The sequence below is a fragment of the Xanthobacter lutulentifluminis genome, from assembly GCF_043194675.2.
In the GTDB taxonomy this organism is placed as follows: Bacteria; Pseudomonadota; Alphaproteobacteria; order Rhizobiales; family Xanthobacteraceae; genus Xanthobacter.
The window spans coordinates 2077926-2095142 of record NZ_CM195525.1; the positions used below are offsets into that span (position 1 = coordinate 2077926).

The following is a 17217-nucleotide window of genomic DNA, read 5'->3' on the forward strand; positions in this document are numbered from 1 at the left end:
TCCGCATTGCCCTCAACCTCGCGGCAGGGCCCGCCCGCCGCCCCTTCATCCCACGGGAGTTCCCCATGGCCAGCACCGATCCCGCCGTTCGCGTCGAGGACAAGCTCTTCCAGAACCGCTACCTGGTGGACGCCGGCCGCGCCCATATCAAGGTCCGCCCCCACTCCACCCCCTCCGCTCCGCTCAAGGCGCTGCTGACGGCCTGCCCCGCCCGCTGCTACGAGCTGAACGACAAGGGGCAGGTGGAGATCACCGCCGACGGCTGCGTGGAGTGCGGCACCTGCCGCATCATCGGCGAGCCCTCCGGCGACATCGAGTGGAACTATCCGCGCGGTGGCTACGGCGTGCTGTTCAAGTTCGGCTGACGCGACAGGCCGGGGCGTGGATACCTCCGCACCCCGGCCGGCCGTCGGCGCGACCGCCGTCGCCGCTCCATCTGGAACTGCCACGCCTTCGGCCCTACATTCGGGCCAGGAGGATTGCGCATGTCCGCACAACAGGCCGAAGAGCCGGAATTCCCCATCGAGGCCCTCGACTGGCAGGGCCGCCCCCTGCGCTGCCAGGATTGTCCGCACGAGGACATCAAGGCCGAGGGGCGCTGCGATCTTGGCAAGGTCTGCGTCGCCGACCGCCGCCGCAAGCGCATCGATCGCTTCTTCTCCGGCAATGCGGCGCTGGCCGAGCGCTATCTCGACCATCCCTATTTCGAGGTGCGCACCCTCGCCGCCCGCCATGCCAGCGTCTTCCTCATCGGCCGGCTGAAGGACGATCCGGAGCCGGACGTGCGCATGGCGGTGGCCCAGCGCCTGCCGCTGGCCCGCGTGCGGGACATGCGGCTCGATCCCGATCCGCGCGTGCGCATCGCCGTCGCCCAGCGGCTGGAGGGGGCGGACCTCATCCCGTTCCTGTCCGACGAGGCCTATGAGGTGCGCATCGCCGCCGCCCGCCGCGCCCCGCCGGATGCGCTGGTCTATCTGATGCACGATGCCGAGCCGGAGGTGCGCCGCGCGGTGGCCCGCCGCCTGCCCCAGCTGCCGCTGGCGCGCATGGCGCGTGATCCCGACCCGCTGGTGCGCCTCACCGTGGCAGAGCATCTGGACCCGGAACGGCTCGCCTCCATGGCCGCCGACGAGGACATGCGCGTGCGCTTCGCCGTCGCCGAGCGCATCGCCCCGCGCTTCCTCGCGCGACTGGCCGAGGATGCGGTGGAGCCCATCGCCGAGCTCGCCCGCGCCCGCCTCGCCAGCGCCTGACGGCACGATCCGCGCAGTCCGGGGCGCGGTTCCGTCTGCCCCGTCCCCGAAGGTTCCGGGGCGATGCCGGTCCATGGCATCGCTCCTGCATGGCCAGTGCGTTGAGCATTGGCAAGACGAGCGTCGCTGCCCCCCTGAGACGCTCGGGAACCCCGAGGATGCCATGATCGAAATCACAGCAAGCGACGTGACCTTTTCCGCCTACCGGGCCGACCCGGACGGCGCGCCCAAGGGCGCCGTCGTCATCCTGCAGGACATCTTCGGCGTCACCGCCGACATCCGTGCCATCGCCGATGGCTATGCCGCGGCCGGCTATGTGGCGGTTGCCCCGGCCCTGTTCGACAAGGTCCGGCCGGGCGTCGAGCTCGCGCCCGCCGCCGCCGAGGAGGGCCGCGCCCTCTCCGCCGAGGTGGGAACCGACTGGCCGCTGGAAGCCATCGCGGCGACGGTGGAGACGCTCCGCCCCGCAGGCAAGGTGGCGCTGGTGGGCTATTCGTGGGGCGGCTTTCTCGCCTATCTCGCCGGAAACCGCGTGAAGGGCCTCGCCTGCGCGGTCGGCTATCACGCCGAGGGCCTTGGCGACGCGGCAAGCGAGAAGCGCCGCATCCCCACGCTCATCCATTTCGCCGAGGCCGACGCCGCCGTGCCCGACGAGGAGCGCATCCAGTTCCGCGCCCGCCGGCCGGACGTCTCGGCCTTCTCCTATCCCGGCGCCGCGCGCGGCTTCGATTTCCCCGCCAGCCCGGCCTTCGATGCGACCGTCGCCGAGACCGCCCGCTCGCGCACCCTCGGCTGGATGGCGCAATATGTGGTTGGCGCGCCTCCGGCGCAGATGAAGAATGCCGGGGCCTATGCCCAGGCCAAGACCGAGAAGAAGGGCAAGAAGAAGCCGGAAGGCGACGACTTGGGCCCGCCCATGAACTGACGGGCCTGACGACAGGACCGGAGGGCGTGGCGCATCCCGCGGGAGGCGGCACGCCCTTGCGCAGGAGACACCGGATGAGCGTGATCGAGCACGATTTCGGCGCTGGCCGCAAGCGCAAGGAGAAGCGCTTCCGCGACCTCCTCAGCCTCGACGCCCTGCACGAGCAGAACGTCCGCGCCAATCCCCTGCCCTATCTCGAGCGCGCCAGCGAGCGCATCTACCAGCTGGAGCGCACCATCTTCGAGGCAGCCCTCGCCGCCCGCCCGCCGGCGGACGACGCGCCGGACACCAGCACCGTGAGCATCAGCGAGGCCGAATACCTGCGGCTGCGCGCCTGCCGCGCCATCGTCGATGCGGCGCTCGCCGAGATCCAGGCCCGGCCCGACGACGCGGCCGACTGACCGTCCACACCCGACACGGCTGTCGCGAAGCCCACGCGCGCCGCCCGCGCCTGTGCGATGCCCGACACCGGGACAGCTGCGGGCCTCGGGCCGTCCCGCGCGGCTGCGCGGCTGCGCGGCCTCGGCGCCGTGGCAAGAACCTTGCGTGATCCCGGCGGAAGCGGCGCCCCCGCGCATCGGCCCGACCGGACCTCCGGCGGCCGGCCGGGATGCCCGGCGCCGCGCAAGCAGCTGGAGCAGGACATGTCGAGCAGCGAAGGGGTCTTCATCGACTGGGACGGCAACGCCCGCAGCGTGGCGGATCCCGGCGGCGGCTATCTGTGCGAGACCGACCGGGTTGCCAAATACGTGGCCGTGACCACCAAGACCGGGACGCTGGTGCACGAGGGCACCTACTACAAGACCATGGCCGATGTGGCGAAGGCCGGCATCAAGGCCGAGCTCGTGCCCGGCTCCCATCCCTGGGGCAGGAAGGCGGACGGCTTCTGAGCCGCTGCTGACCGGGCCCGCCGCGGCCCGGTCTCGGGCGCCGGTGCTTTCAGGGCGGCCGGCGCCGCATCACACAGCCTTTATATGGAGATTCGGCGATGGTCCCGACGACGATTCTCATCGACGAGGCCCCCCGCTGTGTCGTTCGGCCGAACGACACCAAGGACCTCAACCGCTTCCTGCGCAACGCCCGCAGCTACCTGCTGGGGGACCAGCCGGACGGCAAGATCACCCACCGCACCGCCTCCGAGGAAGAGCTCGCCCGCTGGCGCAGCGCCCTCGCCCTGCACCAGGCCTGGGGCGGGGAGGACGAGCATTTCTTCGGAATACCGCTGTAGCGACGACGCCGGCCGCGGCCATTGCCCCATCTCACGGCCGGGCGGCGTGGCCCATCGTGTCGTGGGGATTGCCGGCGGTGTTGCGCATCCAGTCGGCGAGCTTGGCCATGGCGCCATAGATCTCGTCCCGCGCGGCGACGTCCGCCACCGTCTCGTCCAGCGCGCCGCGCATGCACAGCAGCCAGGCGTCGCGCTCGGCGTTGCCGATGGGAAAGCCCATGTGGCGCTGGCGCAGGCGCGGATGACCGCGCTCCACCGAATAGAGCTTCGGCCCGCCGGTCCATTCGGTCAGGTAGCGCTTCAGCACCGCCTTGGTGGAGCCGAGGTCGGGGGCATGCATGTCGCGGATGCCTTCGGCTTCCGGCAGCGTGTCCATGCGGGCGTAGAACGCCTCCACCAGCCGGTCGATCACCACCGCGCCGCCCAGCCGCTCGAACATCGTCACCGTCGCGGTTTCCTCAGACATGTCCCACCTCGCGCAATGTTGCCGCCGGCGCGGCGCAGGCGACGCGCGCCTATTCGTCCATGTTGGGCAGGAGGATGACCTCCGCCGGCGCCCCGGCGCCCGAGGCCTCCACAAAATCCAGCGCCGAGACCAGCGAGAGGCCTCCGTCCGCCTCCATCAGCACCACGGCGTCCGGCGGCATCGCGCCGAGCGCCTCCAGAAGCTGCGCCACCGTCATCGCCGCGATCCTCCGCTTGCCTTGCCGCGCCGCCGGTCACGCCGGGCCCAGGGGGGCGCCCGCCTCGTCAAAGGCCAGCACCACCGTCTCCTCGTCCATGGTCACCTCGGCCCGGCACAGGGCGCCGTTGCCGTGATAGGCGTAGCGATGGGCGAGCTCGATCTCTCCATAGACCATCTTGTCAAAGCCCGTCAGCAGCCCCGCCGCGTCGAAATAGGCGCGGATGAAGGTATTGCGGTGGGTGAGCTGCTCGCCGGGGATGAGCTCCACCAGCCGGAACGGCATGCGCACGCCCGTGTAGGTCACATAGAAGCGGACCTGCGCATCCGCGTCCGCACGTTCCACCGCCTGCGCGGCCTCTCCGGTCATCAGCTTGTCTCCTCCCGTACCGATCCGCGTGGCGACCCGCCCTCAATCGGGGGAGATCATGATCTCCATGGTCTCGTCGAGATCGTCATAGGGGAACGGGCGCTCCTCCTCTTCCTGCAGCTGGACCCCGCACAGGCACACGTCGTCGCCCACCAGCGCGATCGCCACCGGCTCCAGATGCTCACCCTCGCACGGGCCCTCGACGCAGGCGCCGGTGTCCACGTCGAACTGCGCGCCGTGGCGGCCGCAGCGCAGGCGGGTGCCGTCCTTGTTGAAGAACTCGCCGCCGCCGATGTTCAGCCAGGTGCCCTGGTGCGGACAGGCGTTGACGTAGCCGGTGAACTCGCGCGCCCCGGTGCGCACCACGACGATGCGGAACGGGCGCGCCTCGCCCTCCGGCGTGAGGCGGGAGAGGTCGAACGCCTTCGCCTCGCCCGGATCGATGTCGTCCGCCTCGCAGATGGCATACACGTGCATTTCGTCGCCAGACATTCCGGACCCGCTCCCCGCCGGCGCGCCATGGCCGCCGGTTCCTGTCGCAAATGGAACAGACTGTCGGAACCCGCCGCACCACAGCCGCGGGATGGCGGCTGCGGCCCGGCGCTCGGCCCGACTGCCCCGATATTTGCATGAAGCGTGCCGGACCAAGCGTGCCGGACCAAGCGTGTCCGGCGCCCCGCCCGACACGGCACCGAGGACGACCATGGCCGCGATGAAATTGTACATGACCCCCGGTTCCTGCTCCACCGGGATCCACATCATCCTGGAAGAGCTGGACGAGATCTTCGAGGCCCACATCGTCAACCTGCCGGCGGGCGACCAGTTCAAGCCGGATTATGTGGCCATCAATCCCAAGTCCACCATTCCCGCCCTGGTGCGGCCGGACGGCACCGCGCTGACCGAGGTGGTCTCCATCGCCCACTGGCTGGGGCGCCATCGCGGACGGGGGCGGCTCTGGCCGGCCGAGGCGGAGGCCGAGACGCGTGCGCTGGAGACCATGGTGCACGTGACGGCCACCATCCACGGGCAGGGCTTCGCGCGCATCTTCACCACGCCCACCTTCGCCGCCGCGCCGCAGGACCGGCCGCGCGTGGAAACCCTGGGGCGCGACATCGTCGAGCGCGGATTCGCCATCATCGACAAGGCCCTGGAAGGCCGCGAACATGTGGCCGGCGCGTTCAGCGTGGCCGATCCGGTGCTGTTCTACGTGGAATTCTGGGCCGACAAGACCGGCATGACGCTGCCGCCCAATCTCGCCGCGCACTACCGGCGCATGCTCGCCCGGCCGGCGGTGGTGCGGGTGCTGCGGGAGGAAGGCTACAATCCCGCCACCCTTGGCGCGGCGCAGGCCGTGCCGGCGTGACGCCGGCGGGGGGCCAAGAGGAACGCGCCGGGCAACCGCCCCGGCGCGCGTTTCTCACAACAGGCCCAGCTCCAGCTGAACCTCGTCGCTCATGCGCGACTTGTCCCATGGCGGGTCGAACACCAGCTTCATCTGCACGGTGGCGACACCGGGCACCACGCCCACCGCCTCCTGCACCCAGCCCAGCATCTGCCCGGCGACCGGGCATCCGGGGGCGGTGAGAGTCATGTCGATCTCCACCACGCCCTCATCCTTCACCTCGATGCGGTAGATGAGGCCAAGATCATAGATGTTCACGGGAATTTCGGGATCGGTCACGGTGCGCAGCGCCGTGATGATCGCCTCCATCAAGGTCGCCTCGTCGTCCGCGAATTCCTCCAGGTTCCGCACTTCACCATGGAAGATCATCGTGGTCGCAGCGGCAAGGCCGTGGTCTGTCGGCTGTGTCATGTGCCCAATGCCTCCTGCCCCCTCGTCCCCTTCCAGATAGCAAGCGCGATGCCAAGCGGCACGCCATCGGGGATGCGACCCATCGCCCGCCTCACGCGAGCCCTTCCGCCAGCGCCGCCACCACCGGCCAGCCGACGGCGCCGGACGGATCGAGCACGCGCAGCGCCGCCAGCTTCTCCGCCGCGGCCTCCGGCCGGTCCTGCCGCAGGTGGATGAAGGCGAGCGCCTTCAGGGTGTAGAGCGCGAACCGGCCGGGCCCCTCGGGCAGGATGTCCTGCGGCTCCCAGCGCCGCCAGTCGGTGTCCCACCCGGCCTGCGTCGCGGCCTCGTGCAGCCCGCTCTCGGCGGCGGCCTGCGCCTCGTCCAGGTTTCCCTGGTAGGTGTGGATCTTGTACAGGCAGAAATAGACCGGCAGCTCGCCGGGCGAGATGGCGAGCGCCTTGCGGAACAGCGCATCGGCCTGTCCGCGATCGCGGCGATAGGCGATGACGCCCTGCTGCAGCAGCGCGTTCACGGCATCGGAGACCTCGCCGAAATTGATGACGTCGGCGTCGGGCAGAAGATTGATCATCGCATCGGCCAGTCGTGGGGCGGCGAAAGGCGCAGGCGCGGCGCTTCACCAGGTGGGCGTGATGGAGGGCGTCTCGGCGGGCCGGGCGCTGCGGAAGGTCAGCGCCCGGCTCACCGCCTTGGCGATGACATGGGCGCGGGCGTCGAGCCCGGTCCAGTCGGCGCCGCGGCCACGTGGATCGATCTCCAGCAGCTTCACGCCCGCAGGCACCTCGGTGCCGTCGCGGACCACGCCGCGCACGACACCGTCGAACGGCGCGCGGATGGAATCGTTGCCGAGGTAGCCGATGTGGAAGTCCTTGAAGACGCGGGTGCCGATCTCGATGGCGGTATGCCAGCGGCCCGGCACCTCGGAATGCACGAAGCGCTCGGCCGCCGCGCTGCCCAGCTGGCGGGCGACGCCGTCCGCGGGATCGGTGGGACCGTGCTGGAGAATCTGCCCTTCCTTGCCGGGGCGCGTCTCGATGGCGAGATCGCAATTGTCGCCGCCGCTGAAGCCCGGCCCGAGGCCGATGGTGATCCGGCCGAGGCGCCGCAGGTCGGGCGTCGCCTGGTACTTGTTCATGCGCGCGTCCACCAGCAGGTCGATGGCGCCGAGCACGATGAGATCGAGCAGGCCGAGGTGCGTCACCAGCACCTCCCCGCGCGCGAGGCCGGCGCGGATGGCGATGCCGGTATCGGCCCGGATCGCCCGGATCCCGTCCACCTGGACATCGTCCTCGTAGAGGGCGTCGTGGAACGCCATCTTGCGGCGGATGACCGGCGGCATCGGATCGTGCGAGAGCACGACGCCGTATCCCTTGCGGTGGAGCTCGACGGCGACGGCCGAGGCGATCTCGTTGGTGCCGAGTATGGTGGCGAAGCCGCCGCCCCGGCCCTGCTGCTCAAAATCGCTCATTGTCCCGGTCTCGCTTCGTTCGCTCCTGATGCAAGCAAGAGGCGGGCCGATTGGAACCGATGCAGGCTGCGACCGGATTTGCGGTGGTTTGACCGCTGCACGCCCGCCGGGCGCGCCGGGCGTGAACGGTTCGGTGCAACACCCGCACACCGCTGTCGCGTTTGCGACAGGATCGCCCCCGCCTCCCCGGGCGCTGCGGTCCGGGCCCGGCCCCGCGCCATCTGGTTTCGACCTTGCATGGAGCGCGCCGCAGAAGGAGACAGCGCCATGGCCATGTCCGCAGAGGAAATCGAGCGCCTCGTGAAAGAGGCGCTTCCCGATTCTCAGGTCGTCATCATCGACCTCGCCGGCGACGGCGACCACTACGCCGCACGGATCACATCCCCCGCCTTCCGCGGCAAGAGCCGGGTGCAGCAGCACCAGATGGTCTATGCCGCGCTGAAGGGGAACATGGGCGGCGTGCTGCACGCCCTGAAGCTGGAAACCATCGTTCCGGCCTGACCTTCCGACACCGTTTTTCTTTCATCTGTTCTTTCAGTGTGGAGTTGATTCATGGCCGGCTCGGCGGAACGTATCGAAGACATCATCGAATCCAGCGACGTGGTCCTGTTCATGAAGGGCGTGCCGGCCGCGCCGCGCTGCGGGTTTTCCGCCTCGGTGGTGCAGGTGCTGGGGCAGCTCGGCGTGCCCTACCGCGCGGTGGATGTGCTGCAGGACGATGCGGTGCGCGAGGGCGTGAAGGCCTATTCCAACTGGCCGACCATCCCGCAGCTCTACATCAAGGGCGAATTCGTCGGCGGTTGCGACATCGTCCGCGAGATGTTCCAGGCTGGCGAGCTCACCGCGATGCTCGAGACGAAGGGCATCGCGCTGCCCGTGGCCTGAGGCGACCACGCGCCAGCGCGGATGCGCGCCAGCAAAAATGGCCCGGCCGTTTCGGCGCGGGCCATTTTCATTCTTGTCACCACCGTCTGGCGCTGACGCCCGGCAGCGGCCGGGCCGCATGGGACGGAGGTTTTACGTAGTTGACCGGATTGCGCCCGGCCAATCGCCCGGCTTCAATCCACCCATGCCGATCAGGCAGCAGCCGAGGCCGATTCCGAACGCAGCGCGTCCACGGAGGCGCGATCGAGACGGAAGACGCCACGACCGCCGGCGAGAGTCTGATAGGCATCCGCCGCGCGGTAGGCGAGGAAGTTGAACCAGACCTGCGGGTCCATGCCCTCGGGACGCTCGCTGATCTCGACGACCGTGCCGTTGGGCGCGAAACGCGCGTGAATCACGACCTTGTTGTCCATGGTGCTCTCTCCAGTTTGACCCCGTCGCGAGCCGGCAGATCCCCATCCCCCTTCTCGCGGCGGGCGTTGAAAAACCAAAAGATGCCTCCCTCCCTCCCGAGAGGGGCCCCCTCCCATCCCGTTGCCTCAGGCGGCGGGATGGTTCTGTCTTTGCCGCCCGGATCGGATCGGCCCGCATGTGACGCTCAGGTCAGCTGACGCTCAGGTCAGCGGTGGCCCGCAGGCGGCGGCTCTCGAAAAGCTCGAACGGACAGGGCCGGGCATCGTCCCGATCCGCGGCATCCGGCCGGACAGCGCCGGCCGGAACCTTGACCCGCGCTCAGACGCCGGAGAACTCGCCCAGCACTTCCACGGTCACGTTCTCGGTGCCCAGCACGGTGACCAGCTTGGCGAGACGGGACTTGGAGCCGACGCCGACGATGGCGTCCAGCAGCTCGTTCTCCTCGCGCGAGGTCTTCGAAAGGCCCTTGCGCCCTTCCTGGATGAACACGTGCGAGGCGCTGCCGTCCTTGTCCGACTTCTGCTTGTCGGCGAGGACCGGCGCCACCTGGATCAGGGCGTCGAGGAGGTTCGTGCCCTCCGACACCTCGATGGACTTGTCGAAGGGGAGGACCTTGAGGGTAACCGTGGACATCAAATGCTCCTGTCGTTTCAAACGTCTTGTTTGGGCTGCAATCTTGTTTGCCTTCAGTAGATGGCGGCACCCGCCCCCACGTTGATCGAGGCATCCTTCATCGTTGCGACGATGAACTCGATCTGGTCTTCCGAGAGATGGGTGTGGAACGGCAGGGCCACCGCGCGGTCCGCCACCTTCTCCGTCACCAGGAAGTCGCCCCGGCGATAGCCGAGGTCGAAGTAGTGGCGCTGCAGGTGGAGCGGATTGCTGTAGGCCGCCCCCTCCACCTTCTCCACCTTCAGGTCCTCGACGATGGAATCGCGGCTCGACTTGGAGAAGCGCGTGCCGAGATGCACCACGTAGAGGAACCAGTTCACCTCCGTCACGTCCGGCGCGATGAAGGGATCCTTGATGCCCTCGAACGACTGCACGTACATGCGGTAGATCTGCTCCACCAGCCGCCGGCGCTCAAGGATCTCCTCCACGCGCCGCAGCTGGGCGAGGCCGAGCGCGGCGGTGACGTCGCTCATGGCGCCCTGGTAGGGCGCGCTCATGGAGACCACGACGGAGGAGCGCTCGTCCGGCCGGTGCGCGCGGAACCGGCGCAGCGCCACCGCGACATTGATGTCGTCGGTCACCACCATGCCGCCCTCGCCGCACACCAGCGGGCCGGGCTGTGAGAAATCGAACACCGACGTGTCGCCGAACGAACCCACCAGCTGGTCCTTGTAGCGCGAGCCGATGGCCTCGGTGGAATCCTCGATCAGGATCAGCCGGCGGGCGCGGGCGATGTCGCGGAACGCGGTCCAGGGGGCCGGATGGCCGTTGGTGTTGCCCGCGACGATGGCGCGGGTGCGGTCGGTGATCTTGGCCTCCGCCTTGGCCGGCACGAGCGTCCCGGCCCAGTAGTCGATGTCCGCGAACACCGGCCGCGCGCCGGCGAGCGAGATGGCATGCACCGTCTCGCGGAACGAATAGGGCGAGGCGATCACCTCGTCGCCGTGGCCGATGCCGTAGGCCTTGAGCACGTAGAGCAGGCCCATGGTGCCGCTCGGCACCGCCACCGCATATTTGCGACCCACATAGGCCGCGAACTCGGCCTCGAAGGTCTCGACCACCGGGCCGCTCGACAGGCGCGGCGCCTGCAGGGCGAGGTTGACCGCCTCCAGCTCGGCGACGGTGATGTCGGGATCCGACAGGAGGATCTCGGTGCCGCCGGGCGCGCCCGCGGGGCCGCCCTCCACACCCATGTCGTCCACGAGGTCGAGCTCGTCCATCATGCGCTCCGCCGGGCGAGAATGACGCCGGTGGCGCGCGCGGGATCGGTGGTGATGTGCGCGCAATGGTCGGCGGCGTCGAGCAGGTGGATGTCGTAGCGCGAGACGACGCGGAACGGCTCCTCGGTCACGTCGGTGGCGTCGCACTGGGTCCAGGAGAGCGTCGGAAAGAGCCGGCGCAGCTCGGCGAAGACGGGCGTGGTCGCGTCTTCGGCGGTGAGCACCTTCTCGATGGCGGCGAGATCGCTGTCGCTCAGGGCCATAACCTTACTCTCCCTTGCCGAAGATCTGACAAGACGGCCCTCGCGGCGCGCCTTGACGGATGCCATGCAGGATCATTGCCAAAACCGGCGGTCCTCATCGTCGTTGATGAGCGCGAGCGCGTCGGCCAGCCGGCCGTGGGTGCTGTCCAGCTCCCAGGTACCGGCGCGGTGATCCTTGCGGTGGACCAGCCAGCGCCCGTCGGAGGGATCGAACAGCACGAGCGCGATGTCCACCACGCCCCCGTCCTTGTCGACGTTGCGCGAGCAGCACGCGCTTTCGATCAGGTAGCCGCCCTCGGTCTTCAGCACCCGGGGCGTGACATAGCGATAGCGCTTGCGCGCCGCGATGGCGCGCTCGATGCGCTTCTTGTCGAGGTCGTTCGGATGAGCGGGCAGCCTCATCGTCTCTCTCGCGGGATGGCACGCCGAAGGGCCGCGGGAGCGCCGCGGCGCGCATCACGCCGGGGAGATTTCCTCCTCGAGGCAGCCGACCACCAGCCGCTCCGAGAATTCGATCAGATAGATGGGCGTGTTGGTGTCGGTGTGGGTGCCCACCTGCACGATCTCGCCGGTGGCCCCGGTGCCCACCAGCAGCGCCTCGGCGGGCACGTCCGGATAGGAGCCGTCGTTGTAGAGGTCGATGAGAGTGACGACCTTCTGGCCCCACTGATACTTGGGAAGACGCGGATCGAACATGATGACTACGCTCCGGGAACAGGGGGCAGGGGAATGTCTTCTTCCTCGCGCGGGGTGGCGGGCTCCAGCTCCTTGCGCTTCATGCCCACGCGGTTTCCGCTCTCGGTGAACTCGACGCCGTAGATGTAGAACTGCTGCAGGAAGGTGCCGATGGAGACCACGTAGCCAATCTCGCCCTTCTTCGCGAGGATCTCGCCGATCTCCTTGCCGGCATAGGTGCCGTCATTGCGGATGACGCGCTTGGCCTTCACCTTCTCACCGAAGTTGAAGTACGGCGGCTCGGAGATTTCCACCACATCACTGTCGCGGACGATGTTGCTCATAGCGGCATCTCCCTCAAGAGTTCCCCGCCGGCCTTCAGCCGGGCCTGGGCCACCTCGCGCACGAAGTCGTCGTCGTCATCGGCCAGCCGCGCCACCTGGGCGGGGGCGATGCGGCTCGCCACCTCGTAGCGCACCCGCCAGTCGGGATCGGACACCAGCGCTGAGAGCAGATCCGGCGCGAGGCGCTGGGCCACCTCCAGGCGCACCGAGGCGCTCGGGTCGGAGGCCATGCGCAGCAGCCATTCCGCCGGCAGGCGCTGGGCCACCACGCGGCGCACCTCCGCCTCCGGGTCGTCCATCAGCCGCCCGAGCAGCGGCGGGGCGATACGGCGCGCCACCACGAGGCGGACGTAATAATCCTCGTCCGCCATCATGGGCGTGAGGTCGGCATCCTCCAGCAGCGAGACGATGCGGATGCGCACCTCGCGGTGGGGATCGGTGCGCAGCGGCAGGATCATGCGCTTGGGCAGCCGCCGCGCCGCGTTCCAGCGCACCGTCTCCTCCGGGTCCGTCAGCAGCGGGCGCAGGAAGAAGACGTCGGCGTGCTTGGCCGCGATCGCCCGCACCTCGAAATGCTCGTGCCCCACGTAGGAATTGGCGAGCGCGGGATTCCAGTTGAAGAAGCGGTCGATGCGCCGGGCGTAGCGGTCGTTCACGCAGGCGCGGCGCAGCTGGCACTTGCCGGCCGGCAGCAAATCCGCGCTGTGGGCGCAGGTGGAGCAGTCGATGTCTTCACCGAGCCAGTTCTTGGCCTCGTCGATGTCGTCATCAGTCATCATCGTCCTGCCCTGCCCTGTTGAGCACATCGAGCAGGAGCCGCGCGCCGATCTTGTCGGCGGGGTCCAGCTCCAGCAGCTTCAGTACCGCGGCCCGCCCCTCCTCCAGCGCGCCGAGGCGCATGTTGAGGTAGGCGTAGCCTTTCAGCGTGAACAGGAAGAAGCGCGGCATCAGGCGGTCGTAGCGCGAGAAGTCCGCATCCTCGCGTCTCACGTCGCGCCAGTCGGCCGGCAGGTTGGTCTCGCGCTGCGCCTTCGCCAGGCACTGGCAGGCCACCTCCAGGCATTCCCGCAGGCGGCCCTTGTAGAAGTAGAAGCGGTAGAGACCGATGAGCACCGCCGCATGGCCGGGGGCGATGGCCTCCGCCTGCCGCAAATGCGCTTCCGCCACCTCGTCCTGCTGATAGGAAAGGCCGGCTTCCCAGAGGTGATGCTGCGCATCCTCCGGCAGGCCTCCCCCCATCACGGCGCTCGCCAGGAGCGCCTCGGGGGTGAGGAAATCCGGCTCGCCCGTGGCGTGCGATCCCGTCATGTCCCATCCCCTTGTCTTCCATCGAACGGCGCCCCGGACGCGGGCCGGACGCCGCAGCGCCGGGGCACGAGGCCCCGGCGCCAGGGCTCAGTGCGCGTGCGACGAGCAGGTCGTCGCCTTGGGATCGTGGAACACGAGCCCGGTCTTGGCGGCGGTGTCGGTGAAGTCGATGGTCACGCCATCGAGCAGCAGGCGGCTTTCGGCCGGGAGGAACAGCTTCACGCCGTCCTTCTCCACCACCGCGTCGCCGGGCTGGGGCTCCGGCAGCACGGAGATGTCGGCATTGAGGCCGGAGCATCCGCCGGGGGTCAGGTGCATCCGGAAACCGGCGCCCGGACCACCGTCCGCCATGATCATCATCCGCATGAAGCGCGCGGCGGAGCGGGTCATGGTGAAGTTCATCGCAGCTCTCCTCAGGCGGTGGGCTGATAGCGGGGATAGGACGTGTCGATGACGCAGGTGTCGTCCACCGGGCAGACGGCGGCGCACTGCGGCACGTCGAAGTGGCCGATGCACTCGGTGCACTTCTTCGGGTCGATCACGAACGTTCCGTTCTTCTCGAAGATGGCCACGTTGGGACATTCCGGCTCGCAGGCCGAGCAGCTCGTGCACTGGGACGCGACGATTTTCAAAGTCATGGGATGCTCCCCCTCGATCCTGTCTGCCGCTCAGGCCGCGCTGATGAGCGCGCCCTGGCGGATCTCGGCGTCGCCACGCTCGGCGTGGACGAGCTCGCCGCTCTTCACCTTGCCGAGATAGTCCTTGAACCAGGTGATGGCGGACTTCTCGATGAACTCGTGGGCGTACTGGTCCACGGGATCGATGCCGGCCTTCTGCAGGTCCGACTTCGGGCAGCCGCCGATCTTGGCCACGAACACCGCATGGCAGTCGTTGATGGCGCGGATCACGGTCTCCAGGCTGTCCTCGTCGCCGTAGCCGCCCTGGCAGTACAGGTCGACGCGGCGATGGCCGACGAACTTGGCGCCCGCGGTGGACAACTCGTAGACCTGGAACTCCTTGGCGTGGCCGAAGTGCTCGTTGATGAGGCCCGAGCCCTTGGTGGCGACGGCGACCAGCAGCTTGATGTCGCTCTGCTCGCCGGCGAGAGCCTCCATCTCCTCCTGCTTGGCCGCCACCTTGGCCACGCGCTCCTCCTCGACGAGGGCCTGGTAGGCCTTGCGGCTGTCGAGGTCGTAATTGACCTCCATGGCCATGATCTTGTCGGTGGTGAACTCGGCGGAGCGGTCCTCGCCCAGCAGGCCCACCGCGTCGGCGCGGCACTGGCGGCAGTGGCGCATCATGTTCATCTCGCCCTCGCACTCGTCCTGGAGCGCCTTGAGCTCCTGGGCGGTCGGGCCGCGCTGGCCGTTGAGGCCGAACACCGTGCCGTGCTCGGGCGCGGAGATGAGGGGCATGATGTTGTGCAGGAAGGCGCCGCGCGACTTCACCGCCCGGTTCACCTCGACAAGGTGCTTGTCGTTGACGCCGGGGATCATCACCGAGTTCACCTTGCACAGGATGCCGCGCTCGGTGAGCATCTCGAGGCCGAGCAGCTGCCGGTCGGTGAGCAGCTTGGCCGCCTCGTAGCCGGTGTAGCGCTTGTGCTTCCAGAACACCCAGGGATAGATCTTCGCGCCCACCTCGGGGTCCACCATGTTGATGGTGATGGTCACGTGGTCAACGTTGTAGCCGGCGATGGTGTCCACGTGATCCGGCAGGGCAAGGCCGTTGGTGGACAGGCAGAGCTTGATGTCCGGGGCAGTCTTGGAGATCAGCTCGAAAGTCTTGAAGGTCTTCTCGGGGTTGGCGAGCGGGTCGCCCGGGCCGGCGATGCCGAGCACGGTCATCTGCGGGATGGTGGAGGCCACCGCCAGCACCTTCTTCGCCGCCTGCTCGGGCGTCAGCTTCTCCGAGACCACGCCGGGGCGGCTCTCGTTGGCGCAGTCATACTTGCGATTGCAGTAGTTGCACTGGATGTTGCACGCCGGGGCGACGGCAACGTGCATGCGCGCATAGTGGTGGTGCGCTTCTTCGGAATAGCAGGGATGGTTCTTCACCTTCTCCCAGATCTCGGTGGGCAGGTCGCCCTGGCCGGCGGACGAGCCGCAGCTCGCCTTGCCGGAGCCGCCCGAGGTGCCGCAGCCCTGGTGCTCGGCCTTGGCCTGCATGATGTCGGAGAGCTTGTCGGTCAGCCCGACGGCGGCTTCGGCGGTTGCTTCGTGCTGTGTAGACGCGTGCATGGAACTGCTCCTCGCTTCCAGCAGGATCCCCAAAAATCCTTGGCAAGATCAGGAGCAACTGGCGTGCCAGCGTGAAGACGCCGATTTTTTGATTGTTTTTCAATCTACTAAGGACTGTCGCAAAGCTGTCGGCTTGCCAACATCCAGGAACGCCCGGCCAGACATGTTGGAAAAGTTACATGCTGTCCGGCCGCTTTGGCTGAAATACCGCGCGAATGTTGATCTCGATCAATGCGCGCGCCCAACAGCCTGAAGGGCAAAAAAGAAGAGAGCATGCCACGGGGCATGCTCTCCCAATTCCACGCGGGGTGATGGTCGGCGTCAGGCGGCGCCGGCCGACATGACGATGTCGATGGCCTTCTGCAGCGGCATGGCGATGGGCGTGATGCCGTGGCCCAGCAGGAACCGCAGCTCGTTCCGCGTCAGCGCCGTCTCGTCGACGATGGCGAAGTGCGGCGTGCGCGAGCGCTTGATGACCTGCCGCGCGTAGGTGCGCAGCAGCTGGTCATGGAACCGGCAGCCGAGGAACAGGAACGAGCGCTCGGTGCGGCGGTTCTTCACCACGTCCGGGATCGGCGTCTGGATGTCGATCTCGGTCAGGACCTCCACATAGTCCGCGTCGGAGATCAGCCAGTTCTTCGCCGGGGCGACCGAGCCATGCGGCTTGTAGAGCACCGTGGCCCACCCTTCGGCGGTGGCCTTGTCACTCTCGGCGCCGTTGGCGTCGTAGAAGCGGTACCAGCGGTCCTCGCCGATGCCGGCGCGGGTGATGCCCTGCACCTCGCCCCAGCCGGTGGTGCCGGCGAGCGCGGTGCGCATGGCGCCGTCATACCAGGTGTCGACGATCATCGGCAGCTTCAGACCGGCGAGGTAGGTGTGCAGCGGCAACGGCGCCACCGCCGGCGCGAACGCCTCGGCCATCAGCGCCGAGACGGTGGAGCGGTGCTTCATGCTTTCGATGTGCTGGGCGGCAGCCCACACATTGCCCTTGGCGCGCTTGGGCAGCGCAACCTTGGTGCCGAAGAAGGCCGAGAGATCCTCCGGCGTGACCGGGATGGCGGGCGCCCCGAGGCTGAGGAGGCCGGGCCCCAGATAGGGCACGGCCTTCCCCGCGACGAGTTCCGTCGCCACGTCCTTCAGGACGGCCTCGGCGTCGGCGAGCTTCAGCGTCTCGGTATTGGCGACGGAAATGTTCATTTGGTCTACTCCTCCTCGCCGCGCTTCTTCGCGTTCACGGTGATGGGGAGGGTCGTGCCCTCCGCCATCTGCGGCAGCTCGAGCACCCAGCCGTTGGCGATCTTGATCCAGCCGCCCCACAGGGTCTCGTGCTCGGACTCGACGATGGGTTCCTCCAGGTCCTTCTTGGGGACGTAGATAGACAGGCCTATCTCCGGGGAACGGCGGATCATGACTTTCATAAGATCAACTCCTCAGGTCAGGCCGAACGCGCCGCTGTG

Annotated in this window: 31 protein-coding genes; 10 read left to right on the forward strand and 21 right to left on the reverse strand. The window is 68.4% G+C overall.

The annotated features are described in order from the left end of the window. The first annotated feature begins 65 nt into the window (after nucleotides 1-65). From V5F49_RS09385 to V5F49_RS09410, 6 genes are all read left to right on the forward strand, one after another. Nucleotides 66-365, forward strand: coding sequence for a ferredoxin family protein (locus V5F49_RS09385; protein WP_394117573.1), 300 nt, complete (start codon nucleotides 66-68; stop codon nucleotides 363-365). A 120-nt stretch (nucleotides 366-485) separates the two neighbouring features. Then, a complete protein-coding gene (locus V5F49_RS09390) occupies nucleotides 486-1253 on the forward strand; it encodes a 4Fe4S-binding leucine-rich repeat protein (RefSeq protein ID WP_394117572.1) in 768 nt (255 codons plus the stop codon). Between the two features lie 163 nt (nucleotides 1254-1416). Further along, nucleotides 1417-2178: a dienelactone hydrolase family protein gene (locus V5F49_RS09395; protein WP_394117571.1), complete on the forward strand. Its 762-nt coding sequence runs from the start codon at nucleotides 1417-1419 to the stop codon at nucleotides 2176-2178. Nucleotides 2179-2252: 74 nt separating this feature from the next. After that, nucleotides 2253-2579, forward strand: a complete 327-nt coding sequence (locus tag V5F49_RS09400; protein ID WP_394117570.1) for a hypothetical protein — start codon at nucleotides 2253-2255, stop codon at nucleotides 2577-2579. Nucleotides 2580-2822: 243 nt separating this feature from the next. Next, nucleotides 2823-3068, forward strand: a complete 246-nt coding sequence (locus V5F49_RS09405; protein ID WP_394117569.1) for a hypothetical protein — start codon at nucleotides 2823-2825, stop codon at nucleotides 3066-3068. A gap of 98 nt (nucleotides 3069-3166) precedes the next feature. Next, the gene (locus V5F49_RS09410; RefSeq protein WP_394117568.1) at nucleotides 3167-3406 is read left to right on the forward strand and encodes a hypothetical protein; all 240 of its coding nucleotides are present in this window, start codon (nucleotides 3167-3169) and stop codon (nucleotides 3404-3406) included. A gap of 31 nt (nucleotides 3407-3437) precedes the next feature. Here the strand turns inward: V5F49_RS09410 and V5F49_RS09415 are convergent, their stop codons facing one another. The 4 genes from V5F49_RS09415 to V5F49_RS09430 are packed head-to-tail and all read right to left on the reverse strand — an operon-like array spanning nucleotide 3438 to nucleotide 4950. Beyond that, complete coding sequence (locus V5F49_RS09415) at nucleotides 3438-3872, reverse strand: group II truncated hemoglobin (RefSeq protein WP_394117567.1); 435 nt, start codon at nucleotides 3870-3872, stop codon at nucleotides 3438-3440. Between the two features lie 49 nt (nucleotides 3873-3921). Next, nucleotides 3922-4089, reverse strand: coding sequence for a hypothetical protein (locus tag V5F49_RS09420; protein ID WP_394117566.1), 168 nt, complete (start codon nucleotides 4087-4089; stop codon nucleotides 3922-3924). Between the two features lie 36 nt (nucleotides 4090-4125). Next, on the reverse strand, nucleotides 4126-4458 hold the full coding sequence (locus tag V5F49_RS09425; RefSeq protein WP_394117565.1) for a DUF6156 family protein: 333 nt from the start codon (nucleotides 4456-4458) through the stop codon (nucleotides 4126-4128). 42 nt (nucleotides 4459-4500) lie between these two features. Next, nucleotides 4501-4950 carry a Rieske (2Fe-2S) protein gene (locus tag V5F49_RS09430; RefSeq protein WP_394117564.1) on the reverse strand — a complete coding sequence of 150 codons (450 nt, stop codon included), beginning with the start codon at nucleotides 4948-4950 and terminating at the stop codon, nucleotides 4501-4503. Between the two features lie 220 nt (nucleotides 4951-5170). Here V5F49_RS09430 and V5F49_RS09435 point away from each other — a divergent pair, with 220 nt between their 5' ends. Continuing rightward, nucleotides 5171-5821 (forward strand): glutathione S-transferase family protein, encoded by a 651-nt coding sequence (locus V5F49_RS09435; protein ID WP_394117594.1) that lies wholly within the window; start codon nucleotides 5171-5173, stop codon nucleotides 5819-5821. 54 nt (nucleotides 5822-5875) lie between these two features. Here V5F49_RS09435 and V5F49_RS09440 read toward each other — a convergent pair whose 3' ends face one another. The 3 genes from V5F49_RS09440 to V5F49_RS09450 form a co-directional block, all read right to left on the reverse strand. Beyond that, nucleotides 5876-6271 (reverse strand): DUF59 domain-containing protein, encoded by a 396-nt coding sequence (locus tag V5F49_RS09440; RefSeq protein WP_394117563.1) that lies wholly within the window; start codon nucleotides 6269-6271, stop codon nucleotides 5876-5878. Between the two features lie 91 nt (nucleotides 6272-6362). Next, nucleotides 6363-6842 (reverse strand): hypothetical protein, encoded by a 480-nt coding sequence (locus V5F49_RS09445; RefSeq protein ID WP_394117562.1) that lies wholly within the window; start codon nucleotides 6840-6842, stop codon nucleotides 6363-6365. Between the two features lie 45 nt (nucleotides 6843-6887). Further along, complete coding sequence (locus tag V5F49_RS09450) at nucleotides 6888-7739, reverse strand: xanthine dehydrogenase (RefSeq protein WP_394117561.1); 852 nt, start codon at nucleotides 7737-7739, stop codon at nucleotides 6888-6890. 267 nt (nucleotides 7740-8006) lie between these two features. Between V5F49_RS09450 and V5F49_RS09455 the strand changes: the two genes are divergently transcribed. Together V5F49_RS09455 and grxD are read left to right on the forward strand one after the other, a co-directional pair. Beyond that, a complete protein-coding gene (locus V5F49_RS09455) occupies nucleotides 8007-8240 on the forward strand; it encodes a BolA/IbaG family iron-sulfur metabolism protein (RefSeq protein ID WP_394117560.1) in 234 nt (77 codons plus the stop codon). Nucleotides 8241-8291: 51 nt separating this feature from the next. Further along, nucleotides 8292-8624 carry a Grx4 family monothiol glutaredoxin gene (gene grxD / locus V5F49_RS09460; RefSeq protein ID WP_394117559.1) on the forward strand — a complete coding sequence of 111 codons (333 nt, stop codon included), beginning with the start codon at nucleotides 8292-8294 and terminating at the stop codon, nucleotides 8622-8624. 191 nt (nucleotides 8625-8815) lie between these two features. Here the strand turns inward: grxD and V5F49_RS09465 are convergent, their stop codons facing one another. From V5F49_RS09465 to nifB, 12 genes are all read right to left on the reverse strand, one after another. Further along, entirely contained in the window at nucleotides 8816-9037 is a 222-nt protein-coding gene (locus V5F49_RS09465; protein WP_394117558.1) for a hypothetical protein, read from the reverse strand. A gap of 319 nt (nucleotides 9038-9356) precedes the next feature. After that, nucleotides 9357-9671 (reverse strand): ferredoxin, encoded by a 315-nt coding sequence (locus V5F49_RS09470; protein ID WP_394117557.1) that lies wholly within the window; start codon nucleotides 9669-9671, stop codon nucleotides 9357-9359. A gap of 53 nt (nucleotides 9672-9724) precedes the next feature. Next, nucleotides 9725-10930, reverse strand: coding sequence for a DegT/DnrJ/EryC1/StrS family aminotransferase (locus tag V5F49_RS09475; protein ID WP_394117556.1), 1206 nt, complete (start codon nucleotides 10928-10930; stop codon nucleotides 9725-9727). Further along, nucleotides 10930-11193 (reverse strand): DUF6129 family protein, encoded by a 264-nt coding sequence (locus V5F49_RS09480; RefSeq protein WP_394117555.1) that lies wholly within the window; start codon nucleotides 11191-11193, stop codon nucleotides 10930-10932. The genes V5F49_RS09475 and V5F49_RS09480 overlap by 1 nt, the downstream gene beginning before the upstream one ends. Before the next feature lie 72 nt (nucleotides 11194-11265). Further along, nucleotides 11266-11595, reverse strand: a complete 330-nt coding sequence (locus V5F49_RS09485; RefSeq protein ID WP_394117554.1) for a DUF3024 domain-containing protein — start codon at nucleotides 11593-11595, stop codon at nucleotides 11266-11268. Nucleotides 11596-11649: 54 nt separating this feature from the next. Then, nucleotides 11650-11889: a nitrogen fixation protein NifZ gene (locus V5F49_RS09490; RefSeq protein WP_394117553.1), complete on the reverse strand. Its 240-nt coding sequence runs from the start codon at nucleotides 11887-11889 to the stop codon at nucleotides 11650-11652. A gap of 5 nt (nucleotides 11890-11894) precedes the next feature. Beyond that, the gene (locus tag V5F49_RS09495; protein ID WP_394117552.1) at nucleotides 11895-12212 is read right to left on the reverse strand and encodes a nitrogen fixation protein NifZ; all 318 of its coding nucleotides are present in this window, start codon (nucleotides 12210-12212) and stop codon (nucleotides 11895-11897) included. Then, nucleotides 12209-12991: a 4Fe4S-binding leucine-rich repeat protein gene (locus V5F49_RS09500; protein WP_394117551.1), complete on the reverse strand. Its 783-nt coding sequence runs from the start codon at nucleotides 12989-12991 to the stop codon at nucleotides 12209-12211. The genes V5F49_RS09495 and V5F49_RS09500 overlap by 4 nt, the downstream gene beginning before the upstream one ends. Continuing rightward, nucleotides 12981-13520, reverse strand: coding sequence for a hypothetical protein (locus V5F49_RS09505; protein WP_394117550.1), 540 nt, complete (start codon nucleotides 13518-13520; stop codon nucleotides 12981-12983). Before V5F49_RS09505 ends, V5F49_RS09500 begins: the two co-directional genes overlap by 11 nt. Before the next feature lie 87 nt (nucleotides 13521-13607). Beyond that, nucleotides 13608-13922, reverse strand: coding sequence for a HesB/IscA family protein (locus tag V5F49_RS09510; RefSeq protein WP_394117549.1), 315 nt, complete (start codon nucleotides 13920-13922; stop codon nucleotides 13608-13610). A gap of 11 nt (nucleotides 13923-13933) precedes the next feature. Then, nucleotides 13934-14158 (reverse strand): 4Fe-4S binding protein, encoded by a 225-nt coding sequence (locus V5F49_RS09515; RefSeq protein WP_203194502.1) that lies wholly within the window; start codon nucleotides 14156-14158, stop codon nucleotides 13934-13936. Nucleotides 14159-14188: 30 nt separating this feature from the next. Further along, nucleotides 14189-15760, reverse strand: coding sequence for a nitrogenase cofactor biosynthesis protein NifB (gene nifB / locus V5F49_RS09520; protein WP_394117548.1), 1572 nt, complete (start codon nucleotides 15758-15760; stop codon nucleotides 14189-14191). On the opposite strand from nifB, the gene V5F49_RS09525 reads away from it, so the two are divergent. Further along, the gene (locus V5F49_RS09525) at nucleotides 15759-16013 is read left to right on the forward strand and encodes a hypothetical protein (RefSeq protein ID WP_394117547.1); all 255 of its coding nucleotides are present in this window, start codon (nucleotides 15759-15761) and stop codon (nucleotides 16011-16013) included. The genes nifB and V5F49_RS09525 overlap by 2 nt on opposite strands. A 68-nt stretch (nucleotides 16014-16081) precedes the next feature. Here the strand turns inward: V5F49_RS09525 and V5F49_RS09530 are convergent, their stop codons facing one another. After that, complete coding sequence (locus V5F49_RS09530; RefSeq protein ID WP_394117546.1) at nucleotides 16082-16957, reverse strand: SIR2 family NAD-dependent protein deacylase; 876 nt, start codon at nucleotides 16955-16957, stop codon at nucleotides 16082-16084. Nucleotides 16958-16962: 5 nt separating this feature from the next. After that, nucleotides 16963-17178 (reverse strand): putative nitrogen fixation protein NifT, encoded by a 216-nt coding sequence (gene nifT, locus V5F49_RS09535; RefSeq protein WP_394117545.1) that lies wholly within the window; start codon nucleotides 17176-17178, stop codon nucleotides 16963-16965. Nucleotides 17179-17217: the final 39 nt, after the last annotated feature.